The sequence below is a fragment of the Kitasatospora cheerisanensis KCTC 2395 genome, assembly GCF_000696185.1.
Taxonomy (GTDB): domain Bacteria; phylum Actinomycetota; class Actinomycetes; order Streptomycetales; family Streptomycetaceae; genus Kitasatospora; species Kitasatospora cheerisanensis.
On sequence record NZ_KK853997.1, the window covers coordinates 2,993,627 to 3,014,637 of the forward strand.

Here is a 21,011-nt window from a genome sequence, read left to right on the forward strand (position 1 = left end):
ACCGAGCGGGTCAGAGCCGGTCGAGGTGGCTGTGGTCGTTCCAGATCTCGACGGCGGGCAGCCCGTACTCCCAGGACAGCACGGAGAGCGCGGCGGTGCCGAGCTTGAAGCGCTGCGCGTACTCGGGGGCGAGGCCGAGCCAGCGGGCGGTGAGGATGCGCAGCAGGTGGCCGTGGGCGAACACCACGACCTCGCAGTCGGCGCAGTTCATCGTGGTGGTGCCGGGCTCGGGGACGCCGTGGCGCTCGTTGAGTTCGGCGAGGAAGCCGTCGACCCGGGCGCAGACCTCGGAGAGCTTCTCGCCGCCGGGGACGCCGTCGCGCCAGATCAGCCAGCCGGGCTGGTCGGTGGCGCGGATCTCGGCGCCGGTCCGGCCCTCGTACTGGCCGTAGTCCCACTCCAGCAGTTCGGGGCGGTCGATCGCGCGGTCGCCGAAGCCGGCGAGTTCGGCGGTGTCGCGGGCGCGCGAGAGCGGGCTGGTGTACACCGTGGCGTCGGGCAGGCCGTTCCACGGGGCGCGGCCGAGGCGCTCGCCGAGGGCGCGGGCCATGGCGCGGCCCTCGTCGGTGAGCGGGACGTCGGTGCGGCCGGTGTGCCGGCCGGTGGCCGACCAGGAGGTCTCGCCGTGGCGGACCAGCACGATACGGGCGGGCATGGGGGTCTACCTCGTTCGATGTTCGTTGGGGGCTCGAAGGTCCCGAAGGTCTCGACGGTACTTCACGACGTGCCGACGGGGCGGGCACGGGCCGCGTCGTCGGGGCCGCGGGCCCATGATCCCGCACCGGGCGGGCCGGATCGAGCGGCGGGCTCCGCTTTGTCGGCGTCGGATGCGAGACTGGGCCGCACCATGAACGTCTCGCACTTGGGGCAGGCTTCCCCGCCGCTGCGGCGGCTCTCCGAGCTGCGCGGCCCCGCGCCGCAGCGCAGCCTCGACGCCCGGGCCCTCGCCGCTCTCGCCGCCAATCCCGGATGCCGCCGTCGCGCGCTGCTGGACGCCGCGGGGGTGGACAAGACGGCGCTGGCCCAGCGGCTGGGCCGCCCCGCACCGTTCGGCCAGTCGCCGTTCGCGATCCGCCGCGGCCTGCAGTTCGAGTCCCGGCTGAAGCGGGACGGCTACGCGGTGCTGCTGGAGCCGCTGCGCCGGATGCTGGGGGTGCCGGAGGAGGAGGTCGCCTCGCTCGGGGTGCCGGACCTGCTGCCCTCGCAGTCCCCCGCGGTGCGCACCGAGCGGACGCTGGCGGCGCTGGCCGAGGCCTGTGCCGATCCGGTGGCGTGGACGCTGCTGGACCGTCCGATGCTGCGCCTCGACGTGGCGGGCAGCCCGGCGTACCTGGAGCCGGACGGCCTGGTGGTGCACGGCGGCCGGTGCACCGTGGTGGAGATCAAGTCCTTTCCGGTGCTGGACGGTTCGGCCGATCCGGCGAAGGTCGGTGCGGCGGCCCGGCAGGCCGCGGTGTACGTGCTGGCGTTGCAGGAGGCGGCGGCCCGGCTGGCCGGCCGCGAGCCCTCCGCGGACCCGTACGCGGTCCAGGAGCTGCCAGGTGCGCCGGAGTTGACGGTGCTGCTGGTCTGCCCGAAGGACTTCTCCAACCGTCCGGTCGCGGTGCCGGTCGACGTGCGGCGCGAACTGTCCACCACGCGGCGGCAGTTGTCCCGGATGACCAGGGTGGAGCAGTTGCTCGCGGCGCTGCCGGAGGGGGTGACCTTCGACCTGGCGCGGGACGACTCGGGGGCGCCGACCCGTCCGGTGGAGGAGTTGACGGAGGCGGTGGCGGCGGTGCCGGCCGCGTACGGCCCGGAGTGCATCTCGACCTGCGAGCTGGGCTTCCACTGCCGGGCGCAGGCCCGCTGCTCGGGCGCGGTGGAGCAGTTGGGCCGCGGGGTGCGCGGCGAGCTGGGTTCGCTGCGCACCGTGGAGGCGGCGCTGGCGGCGGCCGAGCGGGGCGCGGCGGAGAGCCTGGAGCCGTCGCTGCTGGCCGAGTTGGGCCTGGACGAGGCCTCCGAGCGGCTGGCGTACGCGGCGCGGCTGCGGGCGGAGGCGCTGGCGGTCGGGGCCTGCGGTGAGTCTGCTGTCCACGCTGGCGCGGCTGGAGGCGGTGCGCGGGCAGCGCGCGGAGCCGCTGGCGACGGTGCGGCACCGCCACCTGTCGGAGCGTCCGATGGTGCTGGTGCCGTTGGCGGCGGCGGGCGAGGCGGGCGCGCCGCTGGCGGTGCTGCTGGGCACCGACCGGGAGGCGCCGCGGCTGCACCTGGTGCCGCAGCCGCTGAACCGCACGCAGCGTTCGGACTTCCTGGCGGCGGTGGCGGCGGACGTGGTGCCGTACCTGGAGTCGTTCGGCGAGCAGGTGGAGCTGCTGGAGGGTTCGGAGAAGGACCCGGTGAGCGGCGAGAAGGTGCCGGTGGTGCGGGAGTTGTGCGCGGACGCGCCGCAGCTGATCGTGCCGAACGCGGCGGGGGTGTCGCACCTGGCGCTGCTGGGCCGCTCCACCCGGTTCCGCCGCACGGCGGAGGACCCGGATCCGGGCGAGTACCCGGCGCCGACCCAGGTCCCGCTGCTGGGGCGGTGGTTGACGCATCTGACGGACCGGGCGCAGGTGCCGGGTTCGTCGATGCTGCTGGCGATGACGGGCCTGCTGGCGCGGCACTGGGCGACGGGGCAGTCGAATCTGGAGGACCAGCACCTGGCGGCCCGGCTGGCCTGGCACCGTCCGCCGCCCGGTCTGGAGCCGGCCGTGACGGGTGCGGCGGCGGCGGAGTGGGTGGAGTCGGAGCGCGACGCGGAGGGCCTGCCGGCCTGTCCGCCGGCCGGTCCGGCGACGGATCCGACCTTCGACGAGAAGGTGCTGGCCCCGGCGATCCTGCGGCACGACGCGGCGGTCGCGGTGTGGGAGCGGGCCGAGGCGGCGCGGGACGCGGCGGAGTCGCGCCGGGCGGCGGGGCTGGTGGAGCAGGCCCGGGCCGAGCTGTCCCGGGTGCTGCTGGCGGCGACGCTGCCGACCTGGCACGACGTGTGGCAGGGCGTCGACCTGCTGCGCGGGCTGCCGGCGGCTGGTCATCTGCCGGACCGCTGGGAGGGCGACCGCTGGTCGTTCACCATGCACCGGGACCGGGTGGCGGCGGGCGAGCCGCCGCAGCCGCGCCGGGACGACGCGGTGACGGCGGCCCGCAAGCTGGCGCAGCGGGAGCGGGAGCAGGCGAAGCTGGAGATCCAGGAGGCGTTGGACGATCCGCTGGCGATGGCGGAGCGCCGGCTCGCGGGCGAGGCGTTCGCGGGCGAGGTGGTGGACGTGGTGCCGGAGTGGTCCGAGGGCCGTTCGCCGAAGCCGCGTCCGCTGCTGGTGGTGCGCACGGGGGACCGTCCGCACGCCGATCCGGGCCGCGAGGTGTACCGGGCGCACGCGGAGCCGGCGCAGCGGGCGGAGATCGTCTCGGCGGAGCCGGGCGAGGTGGTGGTGCGGCTGCTGTCGGGGATGGGCCGGCGGAAGGATCCGGAGCCGGGCAGTGTGCCGGAGGTGGGCAGCGAGGTGGTGTTCACGCTGTTCGAGCTGACGGCTCGTCAGTCGGCGCCGCTGCCGGATCCGGCGGACACTCCGTGGACGCACGGCGGCCCGCCGCTGGTCGGCGAGGATTCATCGGCCGGTACGGACGAGTGGGAATGACCTGCGGATGAGCTTCTCGGGAGAGCTGGTGACCGACCCTCAGGACGCGCTGGACTCGGGCGCGTTGTCGCCCGGCGAGGCCGCCGACCGGGCCGTGGCGGGCATTCTGGACGCGGTGGTGCGGCCGCGTCCGGGCGCCCCGCGCGGGGTGGTGGTGGATTCGCCGCCGGGTGCGGGCAAGTCGACGCTGGTGGTGCGGGCGGCCCGGGAGCTGGTGGGCGCGGGCGAGCGGCTGATGATCGTCGCGCAGACCAACAGCCAGGTGGACGACCTGGTGGACCGGCTGGCGTCGAAGGCCCCGGACGTCTCGATCGGCCGGCTGCACGCGAGCGATTCGCGGCCCGCCCCGGAGGCGCTGCGGCACGCGAACGTGACGGCGAAGGACAAGGTCGCGGACCTGCTGGAGCTGGACGTGGTGATCTCCACGGCGGCGAAGTGGCAGTGGGTGAAGGCCGAGCAGCCGTGGCGGCAGGCGATCGTCGACGAGGCGTACCAGATGCGTTCGGACGCGCTGCTGGCGGTGGCTCGGCTGTTCGAGCGGGCGCTGTTCGTCGGCGACCCGGGGCAGTTGGACCCGTTCACGGTGGTGGGCACCGACCAGTGGGCGGGCCTGTCGTACGACCCGTCGAGCTCGGCGGTGGTGACGCTGCTGGCGCACAATCCGTCGATCCGGCCGCACCGGCTGCCGGTGTCCTGGCGGCTGCCGGCGTCGGCGGCGCCGCTGATCTCCTCGGCGTTCTACCCGTACACGCCGTTCCGGTCGGGCACCGGCCCGGGCGAGCGGACGCTGCACCCGGGGGTGCGGTCGGACGGTTCGGCGGTGGACGCGGCGATCGACGAGGCGGCGGGCAGCGGTTGGGCGCTGCTGGAGCTGCCGGCCCGGCACACGGTGCGCACCGACGCGCAGGCGGTGGCGGCGGTGGCGAGGACCGTGCAGCGGCTGCTGGAGCGGGAGTTGACGGCGGTCTCGGAGCAGGGTTCGGCGCGGTTGACGGCGGGCCGGGTGGCGGTGGGGACGGCGCACCGGGACCAGGCGGCGGCGGTGCGGGCGGAGCTGGCGCGGCTCGGGGTGCCGGTGGATCCGGCGCTGGGCGAGGCGGTGACGGTGGACACCGCGAACCGGCTGCAGGGCCGGGAGTACGACGTCACGGTGGTGCTGCACCCGCTGTCGGGGCGGCCGGACGCGACGGCGTTCCACCTGGAGACGGGCCGGCTGTGCGTGCTGGCCTCGCGGCACCGGCACGCGTGCATCGTGGTGGCCCGGGCGGGCATCGCGGAGCTGCTGGACGAGCATCCGTCGACGGAGCCGGTGCAGCTGGGCGTGGCGGTGAAGTTCCCGGACGGCTGGGAGGCGAACCACGCGGTGCTGGCGCGGCTGTCCGAGCACCGGGTGCGGCTGGCGTGACGCGCCCCACCGGCGCGCGGCGGGTGCTGCGCGCCGGTGGTGGGGAATAGCGACCGTGGGCACACCGTTCCGCTGGTTGCGGTCCGCGCGCGACAATGGACGCCGGCCGTCATCCCTTTCACCACCCCGGAGGTGCCCCGCCATGCCCGACTCGCACCCGCAGGCGTCCGACCAGAGCGGTGCGCCGGTGCCGGCCGCCGTGCCGGGGCCTGGCGATCGGGGGCGTCGGATCCGCCCGGCCCAGCTGATCTTCGAGCCGGAGGGCCAGGAGCCCGAGCCGGAGCGCTTCTTCGACCTGGAGTCGATCGCCGATGCGGGCGAACTGCTGTCCCGCTCCACCGAGTTGGCGCTGGCGTTCCGCGCCGCGGCGGAGCGCGCGACGGACTTCCAGGCGATCGCCGCGGCCCAGCTCGCCGATCCGCGCCGCTTCGACGCGCTGTCCGCCGAGCAGATCGCCGAGCGCGCGGAGTGGACGCCCGACTACGCGATGAAGATGGTCGAGTACGGCCGCTCCCTTCAGCGCCGCGGCCCGGAGGAGTAGGCCCGGGGAGCGGGCCCGCCAGGCCTCTGGCATATGCGGCGGGCGATGGTACGCTCTCGCCGCCGCCGGTGTCCGGTGAACGCGGTTTTCTGCGCGGCCCCGGGCGCGCCCGGTCCAGGCTGGACGGGTGGACATCTGGACCTATCAATCCGTCGAGTACGTCAGCGTCGCCGGGGAGGCGTGGCTGGCCTCCGCCAGCGAGTACCCGAGCAGCATGCGCGCGCTGTGGGAGGCCCGCCCGTGGGTGCCGGCCGTCCTCCCGTGCGGCCGGGTGTTCGACGTGATCAGCCTGCCGGCGGTGTTCGGCCGCCGGGTGCTCGACGAGCTGTGGGCGTCCGGGCCGGGCTGCGGCCCGGTGGCCACCTTCCGCGGCCGCACCCTGCTGTTCGCGCAGCCGGGCACGGCGGCCCGCCTGCGCACCCTGCTGGCCTGGGAGGAGTGGGCCCGGGACGTTCCGCCGCTGCTCTGCCACGGCATCGGCGACGCGGTGACGGTGCCCCCGGTGCAGCGCGCCGTGGACGCCGCCGACAGCGCCGCCGGCCGCTGGATCGTCGCCCCCGACACCCGCGAGCCCTGGCTGCCGGGCGCCTCGGTGCTGCTCTGGGCCTGCGTCCGCGCCGCCCGCGGCCGCCCCGCCCGCGAGTCCGGCGACCCCCGGCCGAACACCCGCTGAACCCCGGGTGCCCGCCGCGCGACCCTCCGGCCGGAACGGATTTTGGCTCCGGCCCCGGCCGCTGCTACAGTTTTCCACGTCAGCAAGCGCCGCTAGCTCAGTTGGTTAGAGCAGCTGACTCTTAATCAGCGGGTCCGGGGTTCGAGTCCCTGGCGGCGCACAGACAGTCGAAGGCCCCTCGCGCGAGCGGGGGGCCTTCGTCGTTCTCCGCCCGGGTCCTCGCCGGTCCGGTCCTCGCAGGTCGGCGCGGGGCTCCTCGGGGCTCGGTCGGATGTGCGTAAAGGGCTGCTAATCTCCGGGTCATGGCGTCCGACGACCTGCATTCCGACTGGGCCGCCTGGCTCGACGCCGAGCTCGCCGAGGCCGAGGCGGCCGCGTTGCGCGCGCACCGGCGGGAGGGGCTGGAGCGGCGGTTGAAGCGGCTGCTGGCGTGGACGGGGGCGGTGACGCTGGCGGCCGGCCTGGGGTTCGGGCTGGTGTACACGGCGCAGCACGGTCCGGCGCCGCGCCCGGCGGGGCCGACGGCCTCGGCGGCGCCGACCCCGGAGGGCTGAACCCGCGGTCAGGGCAGCAGGACCACGGCGAGCCGACGCGGCCCGTGGACGCCCTTGACCCGGATCATCTCGATGTCGGCGGTGGCGGACGGCCCGCTGACGAAGGTGAGCGGCCGGCGGGGGTCGAGTCCGGCGAGCGCGCCGGGCAGCGCGGAGTGGACCTGGGCGGCGCGGACCACGCACACGTGCAGGTCGGGCAGCAGGGTGGCGGCGCGCCGGCCCTGGCCGGGTCCGCCGTCGAGGATCAGGGTGCCGGAGTCGGCGACGGCGGCGGCACAGGTCGTCAGGACGGCGTCGGTGGCGTCGAGTCGGGCGTGGGTGAGCGGCGGCCGGTCGCTGCGCGCCTCGCCGTCCCAGCGGGCGGTCCACTCCGCGGGCAGGCCGGCGGGGACGACCGCGGTGCGCGCGTCCCCGAGTGCTTCCGCGACGGCGGTGGCGGGGTCCTCGGCGGGCAGCACGGTGGCGCCGTACTCGGCGAGCCGTTCGGCGAACAGGGCGAGGACGGCGGGGCGGTCGTCCTCGGCGAGGCCGGGGGCGTGGCGCAGGTAGTGCCGGGGCGGGGCGGCCGCGGGCGGGACGGCGGCGGCGCGGATCCGGCGGAGGATCTCGGTGCGGGCGTCGGTCACTTGGTGTCTCCTTGGGTCCGCTTCCACCAGCCTCGGAAGGACTCCTTGGGGATGGCGGGGAGGGTGCGGCTGTCGGTCCAGCCGCCGAGCGCGCCGGGCAGTTTGATGCGCCGGGGCAGCAGCGGGCCGGCCGTGGTGGCGGTCTTCACCGCGGCCTTCCAGGCGGCCTGATGGGCCATCACTCCGCCGACGGCGCCGAGCGCGGCGCGTTCGACGGGGTGCTGTCCGCCGTCGGCGACCTGGGCGCGGAGGTCGAGCAGGACGTCGGTGAAGCGGATCCGGACGGGGCAGACCTCGTTGCAGGCGCCGCACAGCGTGGAGGCGTACGGCAGGGAGGCGGTCTGCGGGTCGTCGAGTCCCTTGAGCAGCGGGTTGAGGATGGCGCCGATCGGGCCGGGGTAGACGGAGCCGTAGGCGTGGCCGCCGGTGCGCTCGTAGACGGGGCAGGTGTTCATGCAGGCGCCACAGCGGATGCAGCGCAGGGCCTGACGGCCCGTCGGGTCGGCGAGGGCGCGGGTGCGGCCGTTGTCGACGAGGACGAGGTGGAAGGTCCGGGGGCCGTCGCCGTCGGTGGTGCCGGTCCAGGTGCTGGTGTAGGGGGCCATCCGTTCGCCGGTGGCGTTGCGGGCGAGGAGTTGCAGGAAGACTTCGAGGTCCTGCCAGCTGGGGACGGTCTTCTCGATGCCGACGACGGAGATCAGGGTGTCGGCGAGGGTGAGGCACATCCGGCCGTTGCCCTCGGATTCGACGACGACCAGGGTGCCGGTCTCGGCGACCAGGAAGTTGGCGCCGGAGACGGCGACCTTCGCGCCGAGGAACTTCTCCCGCAGGTGCAGCCGGGCCGCTTCGGCGAGTTCGGCGGGGTCGTCGGTGAGGCCGTCGGGGGCGGGGCGGCCGTGGCGGCCCATCTCGCGGACGAAGATGTCGCGGATCTCGCTGCGGTTGCGGTGCAGGGCGGGCACCACGACGTGCGAGGGCAGGTCGTCGCCGAGCTGGACGATGGTGGCGGCGAGGTCGGTCTCGCGGGCGTTGATCCCGGCGGCTTCGAGGGCGGCGTCGAGGCCGATCTCCTCGGTGAGCATCGACTTGACCTTGACGATCTCGGTCTCGCCGGTGGCCCGGACCAGCTCGGTGACGATCCGGTTGGCCTCGGCGGCGTCGCGGGCCCAGTGGACGGTGCCGCCGGCGGCGGTGACCTTCTCCTCGGCCCGGAGCAGCTGGGTCTCCAGGTCGGCCAGCACCTGGTCCTTGATCGCGGCGGCGGAGTCCCGCAGTGCGTCCCAGTCGGGGCGTTCGGCGGCGAGCACTGCCCGCTTGCCGCGGATGGTGTGCGTGGCGCGGCGCACGTTCTCCCTCAACTGCCGGTTGCCGACCTCGCGTTCGGCGGCCGCGGGGAACGCGGGCCAGCCCAGGAAGGACCTCGTCATCGTGCTTCCTCCACCACGGGGACGCCGGGCAGCGGCCCGTCCTGTTCGGTCCGGGCCAGGATCTCGACGAGGTGCACGGTGCGCACCGGGTGCCCGTCCCGGTCGAGCCGGCCGCCGATGTTCATCAGGCAGGAGTTGTCGACGGCGGCCAGGACGCTCGCGCCGGTCTCCAGCACGTGCCGGGCCTTGTCGCCGTTCATCGCGCCGGAGACGGCGGGGTTCTTCACCGAGAAGGTGCCGCCGAAGCCGCAGCACTCCTCCTGGGCGGGCAGTTCGACGAAGTCGATGCCGCGGACGGCGCGCAGCAGCCGGTAGGGGCGGTCCCCGAGCCGGGTGGCCCGCAGGCTGTGGCAGGTCGGGTGGTAGGTGACCCGGTGCGGGAAGTACGCGCCGACCTCCTCGACGCCCAGCCGGTCGGTCAGGTACTCCGTCAGTTCGACGACGCGGGGCGCGAGTTCGGCGACGGCGCGGGCGAGTCCGGGGTCGCCGGCGGCGGCGAGCGGGTAGGCCTCGGCGGGCATGCCGGCGCAGGAGGCCGAGGGGACGACGATCTCCTCGTAGTCGCCGAAGGTGTCCACGAAGTGCCGGGCCAGTTCGGCGGTCCGCTTCCGGTAGCCGGTGTTGAAGTGCATCTGTCCGCAGCAGCTCTGCCCGGGCGGGAAGTCGACCTCGACGCCGAGGCGGCGCAGCAGGGCGACGGCGGCGCGGCCGGTGCCGGGGAACAGGGTGTCGTTGAGGCAGGTCACGAACAGGGCGGTGCGGGGGCGTGGCACGTTCGGAGGCATGCTCCGCATCATAGATGCAAGCTTAGATGCAAGGTGGGACGCCGTGGCAGAATGGCGGCGTGACCGACGCCCAGCCCAGCCCCGCCGCCGATGCGCAGCCCGCTGCCGCCGACGGCCAGTCCACCGCCGAACGGGCCTACCACCACGTCCGCACCCGGCTGCTCGACGGCACCTGGCCGGGCGGCATGCTGCTCTCCGAGGGCGTGGTCGCGATCGAGCTGGGCCTGTCCCGCACCCCGGTCCGGGAGGCGTTCCTGCGCCTGCAGTCGGAGGGCTTCCTGCGCCTGTACCCGAAGCGCGGCGCCCAGGTCGTCCCGATCGCCCCGGGCGAGGCCCGGGACGTGCTGGCCGCCCGGGTGCTGTTCGAGCACGGTGCGGTCGACGCCCTGGCCGCCCGCGGCCCGGAGGCGCTGACGGCCGCCGCCGCCGAGCTGCGCGCCGCCTTCGAGCACCCGGACCAGCACCCGGTGGAGGCCGGCCGGGAGTTCCACCTGACCCTGCTGCGGGCGGCCGGCAACCCCGTCCTGACCTCCCTGTACGAGACCCTGTGGGACCGTCAGATACGCATCTCCGCCGCCGCCACCGCGACCCGCGCGCACGCCGCCGAGGACCACGCCGAGCACCGGGCGCTGGCCGACGCGCTCGCCGTCCCGGACGCCGCGCTGGCCCGCTCCCTGATCACCGCGCACGCCGACTCGCTGCTGTCCCGCATCCGCTGACGCGGGGGTACGCGAAGGGCCCCGGGGGAACTCCCCCGGGGCCCTCGCCGTTCGTGCCTTACTGGCGGCCGCGCAGCTCGCGGTAGCGGCCGACCAGGGCCGCGGTCGAGGAGTCCAGCGCCTCGCCGCCCTCGCCGGTCAGCAGGACGGGCTCGATCTTCTTGGCGAGCACCTTGCCGAGCTCGACGCCCCACTGGTCGAAGGAGTCGATGTTCCACACCGCGCCCTGCACGAACACCTTGTGCTCGTAGAGGGCGATCAGCTGGCCGAGCACGTGCGGGGTGAGCTCGTCGGCCAGGATCGTGGTGGTCGGGTGGTTGCCGCGGAAGGTCTTGTGCGGGACCAGCTCGGCGGGCACGCCCTCGGCCGCGACCTCCTCGGCGGTCTTGCCGAAGGCCAGCGCCTGGGTCTGCGCGAAGAAGTTGGCCATCAGCAGGTCGTGCTGGGCGACCAGGCCGGCCTGCAGGTCGTCCACCGGCCGGGCGAAGCCCAGGAAGTCGGCGGGGATCATCTTGGTGCCCTGGTGCAGCAGCTGGTAGTACGCGTGCTGCCCGTTGGTGCCGGGGGTGCCCCACACCACGGGGCCGGTCTGCCAGTCGACGGGCCGGCCGTCGCGGTCCACCGACTTGCCGTTGGACTCCATGTCGAGCTGCTGCAGGTACGCGGTGAACTTCGACAGGTAGTGCGAGTACGGCAGCACCGCGTGCGCCTGGGCGTCGAAGAACGCGCCGTACCAGACCCCGAGCAGGCCCAGCAGCAGCGGGACGTTCTGCTCGGCGGGCGCGGTGCGGAAGTGCTCGTCGACCAGCCGGAAGCCGGCCAGCATCTCCTGGAAGCGCTCGGAGCCGATCGCGATCATCAGCGACAGGCCGATCGCCGAGTCGTAGGAGTAGCGGCCGCCCACCCAGTCCCAGAACTCGAACATGTTGGCGGTGTCGATGCCGAAGTCGGCGACGCCCTGCGCGTTGGTGGACAGCGCCACGAAGTGCTTGGCGACGGCCTCCTCGCCGGCGCCGAGCTGCTCCAGCAGCCAACTGCGGGCGGCGACCGCGTTGGTGACGGTCTCGATGGTGGTGAAGGTCTTCGAGGCGACGATGAACAGCGTCTCGGCGGCGTCCAGGTCGCGCACCGCCTCGTGCAGGTCGGCGCCGTCCACGTTGGAGACGAAACGGACCGTCAGCCCGCGGTCGGTGTACGAGCGGAGCACCTCGTAGGCCATCGCCGGGCCGAGGTCGGAGCCGCCGATGCCGATGTTGACGACGTTGCGGATCCGCTTGCCGGTGTGGCCGGTCCAGGCGCCCGAGCGGACCCGCTCGGAGAAGTCGGCCATCTTGTCCAGCACGGCGTGCACGGCGGGGACGACGTTCTCCCCGTCGACCTCGATCACGGCGCCGCGCGGGGCGCGCAGCGCGGTGTGCAGGACGGCGCGGTCCTCGGTGTTGTTGATCTTCTCGCCGCGGAACATCGCGTCCCGCAGCTCGGCGACGCCGGTGGCGGCGGCGAGCTGGCGCAGCAGGTCCAGGGTGCGGTCGGTGACCAGGTGCTTCGAGTAGTCGACGAAGAGGTCGCCGACCTGGAGCGTGTAGCGCGTGCCCCGGTCGGGGTCGGCGGCGAACAGCTCGCGCAGGTGCTGGTCGCCGAGCTCGGCCCGGTGCTTCCCCAGCGCGGCCCACTGCGGGGTGCGGTCCAACGGGGTGCGGCCGTTGGCAGGGGTGTCCGACATCGGTTGCTCCTTGCGTCATGCGGGTGCAGATACCGGCGGGTTCCGGCGGGAGGGTTGCGCTGGGGCCGGCGGGTACGGTGCACGAGCCGGCACCATCGCCAGCCTTGCCCGCCCCAACCCTATTCCCTGCCGGCCGCCCCGCCGGGACATCCGCCCCGGGGTCGACGGACCGTCACTTCCTGGCCGACTGGAGGTCGAGCGCCCGCAGCACGCGGTCCGCGATCTCCGGGTCGGCGCCGGCCTCGCCGCGGGCGACCAGCACCTCGCGCCGGGAGGCGGCGATCATCTCCTGCTCGACCGCGAACGCCTGCCGCCACTTCTTGCCGCGGCGCTTCGCCTCCAGCGCCTCCTCCTCCTCGTACTTCTCCGGGCAGAGCCGGGCCAGCCGGTCGTGCTGGCGCTCGCGCAGACGCTCGGTGATCTCCGGCGGCAGCTGGTCCTCCTCCTCCAGCTCGGCCAGCCGGTGCAGCCCGGCCTTGGCGGCCCGCCACCACAGCTCGCGGACGGCCTGCTCGTGCGCGTCGTGGTCGCTGTCCAGGCCGAGCAGCTTCACCACGTAAGGGAGCGTCAGGCCCTGCACCACCAGCGTGAACAGGACGACGCTGAAGGCGATGAAGACGATCTCGTTGCGGGCCGGGAACGGCAGCCCGTCGTGCAGTGCGAGCGGAATGCCGAGCGCCAGCGCGACGGTGGCGACCCCGCGCATGCCGGACCACCACAGCACCACGGTCTCCCGCCAGCTGATCGGGGTGTCCTCCTCGCCCTTGCTGACCCGCTTGGACAGCCACGCCGCGGGCAGCAGCCACAGCAGCCGGACCAGCACCACCACGGTGATGACGATCGCGGTGTCGCCGATCATGGTGTGCCAGGTGTCCTTGACGTCCCGCAGCACGGTGGAGAGCTCCAGGCCGATCAGGCCGAACGCGACGCCGGTGATCAGGGTTTCGACGATCTCCCAGAACGCGTTGCCGACCAGCCGGAACGACACGTCGTCGGCGTCGGACGCCCGGTCCGCGAGGTACAGCGCGCACACCACCACGGCGAGCACGCCGGAGCCGTGCGCCTCCTCGGCCAGGGTGTACGCGGCGAACGGCACCAGCAGATTCAGCGCCACCTGCTGGGTGGGGTCCTCCAGCCGCCCGGCCAGCTTGGCGTTCGCCCAGCCCAGCCCGATGCCGACCACCACCGCGACCACCGCCGACAGCAGGAACCGCAGCACCGCGTGCCCGGCCGACAGGTCCCCGTCGACCACTGCCTCGATCGCCAGCGAGTACACGACGATCGCGGTGACGTCGTTGAACAGGCCCTCGCTCTCCAGCACCGCGGTCAGCCGGCGCGGCAGCCCCACCTCGCCGGCCACCGCGACGGCGGCCACCGGGTCCGGCGGCGAGACCAGTGCGCCGAGCGCGACCGCGGCGGCGACCGGCACGCCCGGCACCAGCCAGGAGAAGGTGCCCGCGACGGCGGTCGTGGTGACGATCACCAGCGCGACGGCCAGCAGCAGGATCGACCGGATGTTCGCCTTGAAGTACCGCACCGAGGAACGCCGGGCGACCGCGAAGATCAGCGGCGGCAGCACCAGCGGCAGGATGAACTCCGGGTCGATCTCCACGTTCGGGATCTGCGGCACCAGTGCGAACACCAGGCCGACCATGGTCATCAGCACCGGTTGCGGGATCCGCGTCTTCCGGGCCAGCGGCATCGTCACCACCGAGGCGAGCAGCACCAGGAAGAGCAGTGTCAGCTGGCCCACGGAGGATCCTCTCGGCAGAAGCGGACGGCCGGCTTCAGCATACGTTCCCGCCCCGACCGGACCGATTGTGTGTTTCCGGGCCTGACCAGGTAATGTTCTCTCCGTCAGCAGGCGCCGCTAGCTCAGTTGGTTAGAGCAGCTGACTCTTAATCAGCGGGTCCGGGGTTCGAGTCCCTGGCGGCGCACAGACAGTACGAAGGCCCCTCGCGGAAGCGAGGGGCCTTCTGCGTTCTCCGCTCAGTCCGGGCGCCGCTCATTGACGCACAGCACGTTGCCGTCCGGGTCCTTGAACCACGCCGCGCGCATGCCGTCGTCCTCCGCGACCCCGTTCACGGTCTTCAGCCCCGGCAGGTCGTACTCCTCGAACACCACGCCGCGACCGCGCAGTTCGGTCATCTCGGCGTCCAGGTCCGCGACCTTCCAGCTGGCCAGCGTGTGAGCGGCCTGCCCTCCGTAGGGCGTCTCGTACACACCGAACTCGCTGTCCCCGCACCGGAACGTGGCCTCCTCCGCCCCGTCCCGCACGAGAGCCAGCCCGAGCGTGTCCCGGTAGTACCGCTTTCCCCGTTCGAGGTCGGTCACCGGAATCACCGCGTACAGCGGCGCATCTCCCAGCATCACCACCACCTCCTGCTCCCAGGCTAGGCACCCGCCCCCGCCCCCGCGATCCCCTGCGTCCACCCCCGGCCGGCGCGGGCGGCCGCACGGCGCGAAGGCCGGCCGCCTCGCGGCGGCCGGCCTCCGTTGCGTGGCGCGGCTGCTCAGCCGAAGTAGCCGTGGAAGTTCTTCGAGAACTCGTTCCCGTTGTAGTTGTCCCAGTTGATCGACCAGGTCATCAGCCCGCGCAGGTTCGGCTGCTTGCCGGCCCGCGGGGCGTAGGAGCCGCAGCTGGTGCCCTTGGTGAGGCAGTCCAGGGCCTGGTTGACGACGGCCGGGGCGACGTAGCCGTTGCCGGCGTAGGTGTTGGCGGGCATGCCGATCGCGACCTGCGAGGGCTTGAGCGCCGGGAACATGTTGGCGGTGTTGCCGGCCACCGGGAAGCCGGTGAGCAGCATGTCGGTCATCGCGATGTGGAAGTCCGCGCCGCCCATGTTGTGGTACTGGTTGTCGAGACCCATGATCGAGCCCGAGTTGTAGTCCTGGACGTGAAGCAGCGTCAGGTCGTCGCGCAGGCCGTAGATGACCGGCAGGAACGCCCCGGCGCGCGGGTCCTGGCCGCCCCAGGGGCCGGAGCCGTAGTACTGGTAGCCGAGCTGGACGAAGAAGGTCTCCGGCGCCATGGTCAGCTGGAACTTCGCGCCGTACTTGGCCTTGAGCGTCTTCACCGCCGAGATCAGGTTGGTGATCACCGGCGTGGTCGGGTTCTTGAAGTCGTTGTCGCCGGTGGCCAGCGACAGCGAGTGCCCCTCGAAGTCGATGTCGAGGCCGTCCAGGCCCCACTTGTCGATGATCGCGGACACCGAGTTGACGAAGTTGTCGCGGGCGCCGGTGGTGGTGAGCTGGACCTCGCCGTTCTGGCCGCCGATCGACAGCAGCACCTTCTTGCCCTTGGCCTGCTTGGCGGCGATCGCCGCCTTGAAGTCGGCGTCGGACTCCACGCCGGGGCACTCGGTGACCGGGCAGCGGTTGAAGTGGATGGTGCCGGAGGTGATGGAGTCGGGCTCGCCGAAGGCCAGGTCGATGATGTCCCAGCTGTCGGGGACGTCCGCCATCTTCAGGTACCCGGCGCCGTTGGCGAAGCTCGCGTGCAGGTAGCCGACCAGCGCGTGGCTCCCGGGGGGCGGCGGGGTGGTCGGCGAGCTCGACGGGCTGGCACTGGCACTCGCACTGGCACTGGCGCTCGCACTGGCACTGGCGGACGCGGAGGCCGAGGCCGAGGCGGACACCGACGCGGACGGACTCGGCGCGCCCGGCCCGTCCAGCGAGATGTCGTCCGCGTAGTAGGTGCCCTGCCCGTACCAGCCGTGGGTGAAGACGGTGGCGGAGGTCTGGGTGGCGGCGGTGGTGAAGCTGACGGACAGCTTCTGGTAGGCGCCGCCGGTGCTGGGCGTCCAGGTGGAGGTGCCGCCGTTGACGCCGAGGTAGACGTACGCGCCGTTGACGTAGGCGCTGAGGGTGTACGTGGTGTTGGGGGCGACGGCGACGGTCTGGGTGCACTGGGCGGTGTCGCCCGCGCTCGCCGCGCCGGCCAGCGCGTAGCTGCCGCCGTGGGCGTGGCCGGTGACCACGCTGCCGGTGGAGCCGCTGCAGGTCCAGGGGTTGAGCGCGCCGGTCTCCAGGCCGCCGTTGACCAGGAACTCGCCGGCCGAGGCCGACCCGGCCAGTCCGAAGCTGATCGCGACGGCGCCCGCGGCCGCGACGGCCCAGGCGGTTCCGGCGGCGAGCAGGCGCTTGCCTCTGGGCGTTCGGGGAGTGTGCATGTGGGGATGCTCCTGCCTCTGTGTGGGGGACGCCCGCCTCCCGGCCGCCGGATCGTGGGGTTTCCGGCCCGGGGCATGCCGCCGCACCGGCACGCACCCTGGGAGTTGGACTAGACCACTGAACCGGCTCCGCCCGTCCCTGTCAATGCACGGGCAACTCCCGTTCCCTGACGGCGAGTCAGCCGCCCGCCCGGCGCGGCGGCCGCCCGGCCGCCGCCCCGCCGCAGGTCCCCGCGTTTGCGGGCCCCGGCGGCCGATCGAACCATGGAATGGTGCCCGGATATCTGCGCTTCCCCCATGTACGCGACGGTCTGCTCGCCTTCACCGCCGAGGACGACGTCTGGGTCGCGCCGCTCGCGGCGGACGGCCGGGTCGGGCGGGCCTGGCGGGTGACCGCCGACCGGACCAGGGTGAGCCACCCCAGGCTGTCCCCGGACGGCACGGCGGTGGCCTGGACGAGCTGGTTCGCGCTGAGCCCGGAGGTGTTCACCGCCCCGGTGGCGGGCGGCCCGGCGACCCGGCTGACGTACTGGGGCAGCCAGGACACCCGGGTGCGCGGCTGGCTGCCGAACGGGGAGGTGCTGGCCGTCACCTCGTACCACGAGCCGTTCGCGCACTACACCTGGGCGTGGGAGCTGCCCGCGGACGGCTCGCCGGGCCGCCGGATGCCGTGGGGGCCGGTCGCGGACGCGCAGGTCGGGGCGGGCCGCACGGTGCTGCTGACCGACGCCGCGCCGCACGAGCCGGCGTTCTGGAAGCGCTACCGGGGCGGCGCGACCGGCCGCCTGTGGGTGGACCACGACCTGCTGCTGCCGGGCCTGCCCGGGCACCTGGCCGCGCCGATGCCGGTGGAGACGCCGACCGGCGCCCGGGTGGCGTTCCTCTCCGACCACGAGGGCGTCGGCAACGTGTACTCGGTGCGCCCGGACGGCACCGACCTGCGCCGGCACACCGACCACGCCACCTACTACGCGCGCGAGGCCGCCACCGACGGCACCCGGATCGTCTACCAGCACGCCGGCGACCTGTGGCTGCTGGACTCGCTGGACGCGCCGGCCCCGCACCGGCTGGAGGTGCCGCTCGGCGGCGCCCGGGCCGGCCGCCGCCCGTACCAGGTGAGCGCCGCGAACAACGTCAAGGACCTGGCCTGCGACGCGACCGGCCGCGCCGGGGTGATCAACGTGCGCGGCTCGCTGTACTGGCTGACCCACCGGGACGGCCCGGCCCGGGTGCTGGCCGACACGCCGGGGATGCGCTGCCGGCTGCCGCTGGTGCTCGGCTGGGGCGGGCAGGCCGCCTGGGTCACCGACGCGGAGGGCGAGGACGCGATCGAACTGGCCCCGCTCCCGGGCAAGGACGCCACCACGGACGACCGGGCCCCGCACCGCCGGATCGCGGCGGGCCTGATCGGCCGGGTGCAGGAGCTGTCCGCCTCCCCGGACGGCGCCCGGCTCGCGGTGGCCTGCTCGGACGGGCGGCTGCTGCTGGTGGACATCGCCGAGGGCGGCGTCACCGAGGTCACCGCGTCCCGGTTCGGACCGGTCTCCAGCCCGTCGTTCTCCCCGGACTCGCAGTGGCTGACCTGGTCGCAGCCGGTCGCGGGCCGCTCGCTGCGGTCGATCCAGCTCGCCCGGGTGGACCGGCCGGAGCGCACCGTCGACGTCACCGGCGGCCGGTTCGAGGACGAGCACCCGGTGTTCACCCGGGACGGCCGCTTCCTGGTCTTCCTCTCCTGGCGGGGCTTCGACCCGGTGCACGACGTGCACACCGGCGACCTGTCCTTCCCGCTCGGCTGCCGCCCGTACCTGGTGCCGCTGGCCGCCGACACCCCGTCGCCGTTCGCCTCCCCGGCCGAGGGCCGCCCGCCGATGGGGCTGGACCCGGAGGAGGCCGGCGGCGACGGCACCGTGCGGGTGGACGAGAGCGGGCTGACCAAGCGCCTGGTGCCGTTCCCGGTGATCGCCTCCAAGTACTCGGCGACGGCGGCGGTGCGCGGCGGCGTGGTGTGGCTGCGCTGGCCGATCTCCGGTGCGCTCGGCCAGACCTTCGCCAACCCGGAGGACACCTCCGGCCGGCCCGCGCTGGAGTTCTTCGACCTGGCCCGGGGCCGCCGCACCACCCTGGTCGAGCAGTTGGACGGGTTCGCGGTGTCCGCAGACGGCTCGGCGGTGTCGGTGTTCTCGGGCGGCGCGCTGAAGCTGTACCCGCTGGCGGCGCCGACCGCGCCCGTCCCGGTCGACCTGCGCCGGATCACCCACACCGTGCACCCGGCCGCCGAGTGGCGGCAGTCGTACTTCGAGGCCGCCCGGATCGTCGCCGACCAGTTCTGGGACCCCGGCATGTGCAACCTCGACTGGCCCGAACTCACCGCCCAGTACGCCCCGTTGCTGGAGCGGGTGGCCTCGCCCGACGACTTCGCCGACCTGCTGCGCGAACTGCTCGGCGAACTCGGCACCTCGCACGCCTACGTCACCCCGTCCCGGCGCGGCGAGGGCCCGGCGATCGCCCAGCAGCCGCTCGGCCTGCTCGGCGCGAACGCGCACCGCGACCCGGACGGCCGCTGGCTGGTCGACCGGATCCTGCCCGGCGAGTCCTCCGACCCCAAGGCCCGCGCCCCGCTCGCCGGTTACGGCCTGCACGACGGCGACGAGCTGCTCGCCGTGGACGGCCGCCCGCCCGACCCGGTGCGCGGCCCGACCCCGCTGCTCGCCGGGACGGGCGGCACCACCGTCGAGCTGACCGTCCGGCACGACGGGCGGATCCGGCGGATCGCCGTCACCCCGCTCACCGACGAGCGGCCGATCCGCTACCAGGACTGGGTGGCCAAACGCCGCCACCTGGTGCGGGAGTTCAGCAACGGGGTGTGCGGCTACCTGCACATCCCGGACCTCGGCGGCTCCGGCTGGGCCCAGTTCAACCGCGACCTGCGCTCCGAACTCGCCCACCCCGCCCTGGTGCTGGACGTCCGCGGCAACGCCGGCGGCAACGTCTCCGAACTGGTCCTGGAGAAGCTCCACCGCCGCGTCCTGGCCTGGGACTTCACCCGCGGCCGGCAGCCCGTCCGCTGGCCCCGGGACGCGCCGCGCGGGCCTGTGGTCGCGCTCGCCGACCACGCCACCAGCTCCGACGGGGACGTCATCATCGCCGCCATCAAGACCCTCGGCCTCGGCCCGGTGGTCGGCACCCGCACCTGGGGCGGCGTGGTCGGCATGACCGGCCGGCACGCCCTCGGCGACGGCACCCAGATCTCCGTCCCGAAGAACGCCTCCTGGTTCACCGGCGGCATCGGCTTCTCGGTCGAGAACCAGGGCGTCGACCCCGACATCGAGGTCATCCGCACCCCCCGCGACTGGGCCCGCGGCGATCACACCGACCTCTCCGCCGCCGTCACCCTCGCCCTCGACCTCCTCACCACCACCCCCGCCGCCACACCCCCGCCCCCACCACCCCCGCCCCGACCTCCGCCGCCCACCCCTCCCCCCACGCCCCTGACCCCCACCCCCGAACGACCGGGTCAGGCCGTCGTCGGCGCGACGCCTGACCGGCCGTCATGTCCAGCTCCCCGGGCGGAAACGCCGGGTGGCCGGCCCCCGGGAGGGGCCGGCCACCTGGTGGGGTGCGGTTACTTGGTGCCGCGGTTGCGGCGGCGGGAGTTCAGGAAGAGCACCCCGCCCGCGGCGGCGAGAGCGACGCCGCCGGCGGCCAGCGGTGCGGAGCTGTTGCCGCCGGCGGCCGCGACCTGCTCGGCGTTGATGCCGGTGGGGGCCGAGGCGGACAGCACGGTGGTGCCGGTGCCCGCGGAGGGCGACACCCACGGCGACGGCGAGACCCACGGGGACGGCGAGGTCCAGGAGGACGGCGACGGCGAGGGCGACGTCCAGGAGGACGGCGACGGCGAGGCGGACGGCGAGGTCCAGGAGGAGGGCGAGGGCGCGGGAGAAGGCGAGGTCCAGGAGGACGGCGAGGCCGACGGGGAGGGCGACACCCAGGGCGACGGCGAGACCGGGCCGGTGTTCGGGCCCACCGGCGGCATCGGCTGGTGGTTGCTCTCCAGGCTGCGGTCACCGTCCGCGGCGCCGCGCGCGTACACCGTGACCCCGTCGATCTGCGAGGCGATCGCCTTCGACGTGGTGATCGTCAGCTCGAAGCGGACCGTCTCGCCGTTCGCCAGCGGCGCGTCCAGCGCGCCGGAGGCGCCCCAGATCGACGGCTCGCAGCCCGTCCGGGTGGGCAGTTCGACGGTGCCGCTGTCGCGCACCCAGTTGACCTTGGTGTTGCCGGTGTTCATCGCGCCGAGCTGGGTGAGCACCACCGGCACCACGGTGACGTGCTGGTACGCGGCGCCGGTGTTGTTCGTCGCCCAGAGCCACACCCGGTAGACCGCCGTGTCGCCGTCGAGGGCCGGGGTCATGTTGGAGCTGGTCTGGAGCGAGACGTGCCCGTTGTGGGCGGGGCCGTTCGCGACGGCGTCCTCGCCGGGCAGGTGGACCGAGCCGTCGGCGCACGGCACCACCGGCGTGCTGTCGTCCGCCCAGGCGGTGCCGCCGACCGCACCGGTGGCGGCGAGCAGCAGCGCCGTGACGGCGGTGGCCTTCTTCAAGGCGGTGACGGACGGCGCGAACCGACGGGCAGTCATGATGTGGTCCCCCCAAGGGATCGGATCCTGCTGAGTTCCGCGAGGCGCTCCCGTCGGCCGTTCTCCCCCGGCCCGGTCGGTCGCGCAGGA

General features: G+C 74.1%; 15 protein-coding genes, 2 tRNA genes and 2 pseudogenes. 10 read left to right on the top strand and 9 right to left on the bottom strand.

Annotated features, from left to right (window positions below; all coding sequences use genetic code 11):
* Window positions 1-10: 10 nt before the first annotated feature.
* Complete coding sequence (locus KCH_RS13480) at window positions 11-655, bottom strand: histidine phosphatase family protein (protein WP_035862947.1); 645 nt, start codon at window positions 653-655, stop codon at window positions 11-13.
* A gap of 192 nt (window positions 656-847) precedes the next feature.
* Here KCH_RS13480 and KCH_RS44380 point away from each other — a divergent pair.
* From KCH_RS44380 to KCH_RS13515, 7 genes and pseudogenes are all read left to right on the top strand, one after another.
* Window positions 848-2,047, top strand: a pseudogene (locus KCH_RS44380) (hypothetical protein); the annotation flags it as partial.
* A 13-nt stretch (window positions 2,048-2,060) separates the two neighbouring features.
* Complete coding sequence (locus KCH_RS13490; RefSeq protein WP_035862956.1) at window positions 2,061-3,659, top strand: membrane protein; 1,599 nt, start codon at window positions 2,061-2,063, stop codon at window positions 3,657-3,659.
* Window positions 3,660-3,666: 7 nt separating this feature from the next.
* Entirely contained in the window at window positions 3,667-5,064 is a 1,398-nt protein-coding gene (locus KCH_RS13495; RefSeq protein ID WP_051653034.1) for an AAA domain-containing protein, read from the top strand.
* Window positions 5,065-5,206: 142 nt separating this feature from the next.
* On the top strand, window positions 5,207-5,605 hold the full coding sequence (locus tag KCH_RS13500) for a hypothetical protein (protein WP_244305321.1): 399 nt from the start codon (window positions 5,207-5,209) through the stop codon (window positions 5,603-5,605).
* Between the two features lie 127 nt (window positions 5,606-5,732).
* A complete protein-coding gene (locus tag KCH_RS13505) occupies window positions 5,733-6,278 on the top strand; it encodes a bifunctional DNA primase/polymerase (RefSeq protein WP_051653035.1) in 546 nt (181 codons plus the stop codon).
* 86 nt (window positions 6,279-6,364) lie between these two features.
* Window positions 6,365-6,438: transfer RNA gene (locus tag KCH_RS13510), tRNA-Lys, on the top strand.
* Between the two features lie 142 nt (window positions 6,439-6,580).
* Complete coding sequence (locus KCH_RS13515) at window positions 6,581-6,832, top strand: hypothetical protein (protein ID WP_035862958.1); 252 nt, start codon at window positions 6,581-6,583, stop codon at window positions 6,830-6,832.
* An 8-nt stretch (window positions 6,833-6,840) separates the two neighbouring features.
* Here the strand turns inward: KCH_RS13515 and KCH_RS13520 are convergent, their stop codons facing one another.
* From KCH_RS13520 to KCH_RS13530, 3 genes are read right to left on the bottom strand one after another with little or no spacing between them, the layout of a single operon-like run.
* Entirely contained in the window at window positions 6,841-7,458 is a 618-nt protein-coding gene (locus KCH_RS13520) for a LutC/YkgG family protein (RefSeq protein ID WP_035862962.1), read from the bottom strand.
* Window positions 7,455-8,885, bottom strand: a complete 1,431-nt coding sequence (locus tag KCH_RS13525) for a lactate utilization protein B (protein ID WP_035862965.1) — start codon at window positions 8,883-8,885, stop codon at window positions 7,455-7,457. Before KCH_RS13525 ends, KCH_RS13520 begins: the two co-directional genes overlap by 4 nt.
* The gene (locus tag KCH_RS13530; RefSeq protein WP_035862966.1) at window positions 8,882-9,670 is read right to left on the bottom strand and encodes a (Fe-S)-binding protein; all 789 of its coding nucleotides are present in this window, start codon (window positions 9,668-9,670) and stop codon (window positions 8,882-8,884) included. Before KCH_RS13530 ends, KCH_RS13525 begins: the two co-directional genes overlap by 4 nt.
* 59 nt (window positions 9,671-9,729) lie before the next feature.
* Between KCH_RS13530 and KCH_RS13535 the strand changes: the two genes are divergently transcribed.
* On the top strand, window positions 9,730-10,389 hold the full coding sequence (locus tag KCH_RS13535; RefSeq protein ID WP_244305323.1) for a GntR family transcriptional regulator: 660 nt from the start codon (window positions 9,730-9,732) through the stop codon (window positions 10,387-10,389).
* Window positions 10,390-10,447: 58 nt separating this feature from the next.
* Here the strand turns inward: KCH_RS13535 and pgi are convergent, their stop codons facing one another.
* Window positions 10,448-12,112 carry a glucose-6-phosphate isomerase gene (gene pgi, locus KCH_RS13540; protein ID WP_035862967.1) on the bottom strand — a complete coding sequence of 555 codons (1,665 nt, stop codon included), beginning with the start codon at window positions 12,110-12,112 and terminating at the stop codon, window positions 10,448-10,450.
* Between the two features lie 172 nt (window positions 12,113-12,284).
* Window positions 12,285-13,865 (bottom strand): Na+/H+ antiporter, encoded by a 1,581-nt coding sequence (locus KCH_RS13545; RefSeq protein WP_035862969.1) that lies wholly within the window; start codon window positions 13,863-13,865, stop codon window positions 12,285-12,287.
* 111 nt (window positions 13,866-13,976) lie between these two features.
* On the opposite strand from KCH_RS13545, the gene KCH_RS13550 reads away from it, so the two are divergent.
* Window positions 13,977-14,050 (top strand) — tRNA-Lys (locus tag KCH_RS13550).
* 52 nt (window positions 14,051-14,102) lie between these two features.
* Here the strand turns inward: KCH_RS13550 and KCH_RS13555 are convergent.
* Entirely contained in the window at window positions 14,103-14,483 is a 381-nt protein-coding gene (locus tag KCH_RS13555; protein WP_035871922.1) for a VOC family protein, read from the bottom strand.
* 143 nt (window positions 14,484-14,626) lie between these two features.
* Window positions 14,627-16,285, bottom strand: a complete 1,659-nt coding sequence (locus KCH_RS13560) for a chitinase (RefSeq protein ID WP_035862972.1) — start codon at window positions 16,283-16,285, stop codon at window positions 14,627-14,629.
* A gap of 269 nt (window positions 16,286-16,554) precedes the next feature.
* Between KCH_RS13560 and KCH_RS46005 the strand changes: the two are divergent.
* A pseudogene (locus KCH_RS46005) lies at window positions 16,555-19,777 on the top strand (S41 family peptidase).
* A gap of 130 nt (window positions 19,778-19,907) precedes the next feature.
* Here the strand turns inward: KCH_RS46005 and KCH_RS41300 are convergent.
* Entirely contained in the window at window positions 19,908-20,921 is a 1,014-nt protein-coding gene (locus KCH_RS41300; RefSeq protein WP_035862974.1) for a hypothetical protein, read from the bottom strand.
* Between the last annotated feature and the right edge of the window lie 90 nt (window positions 20,922-21,011).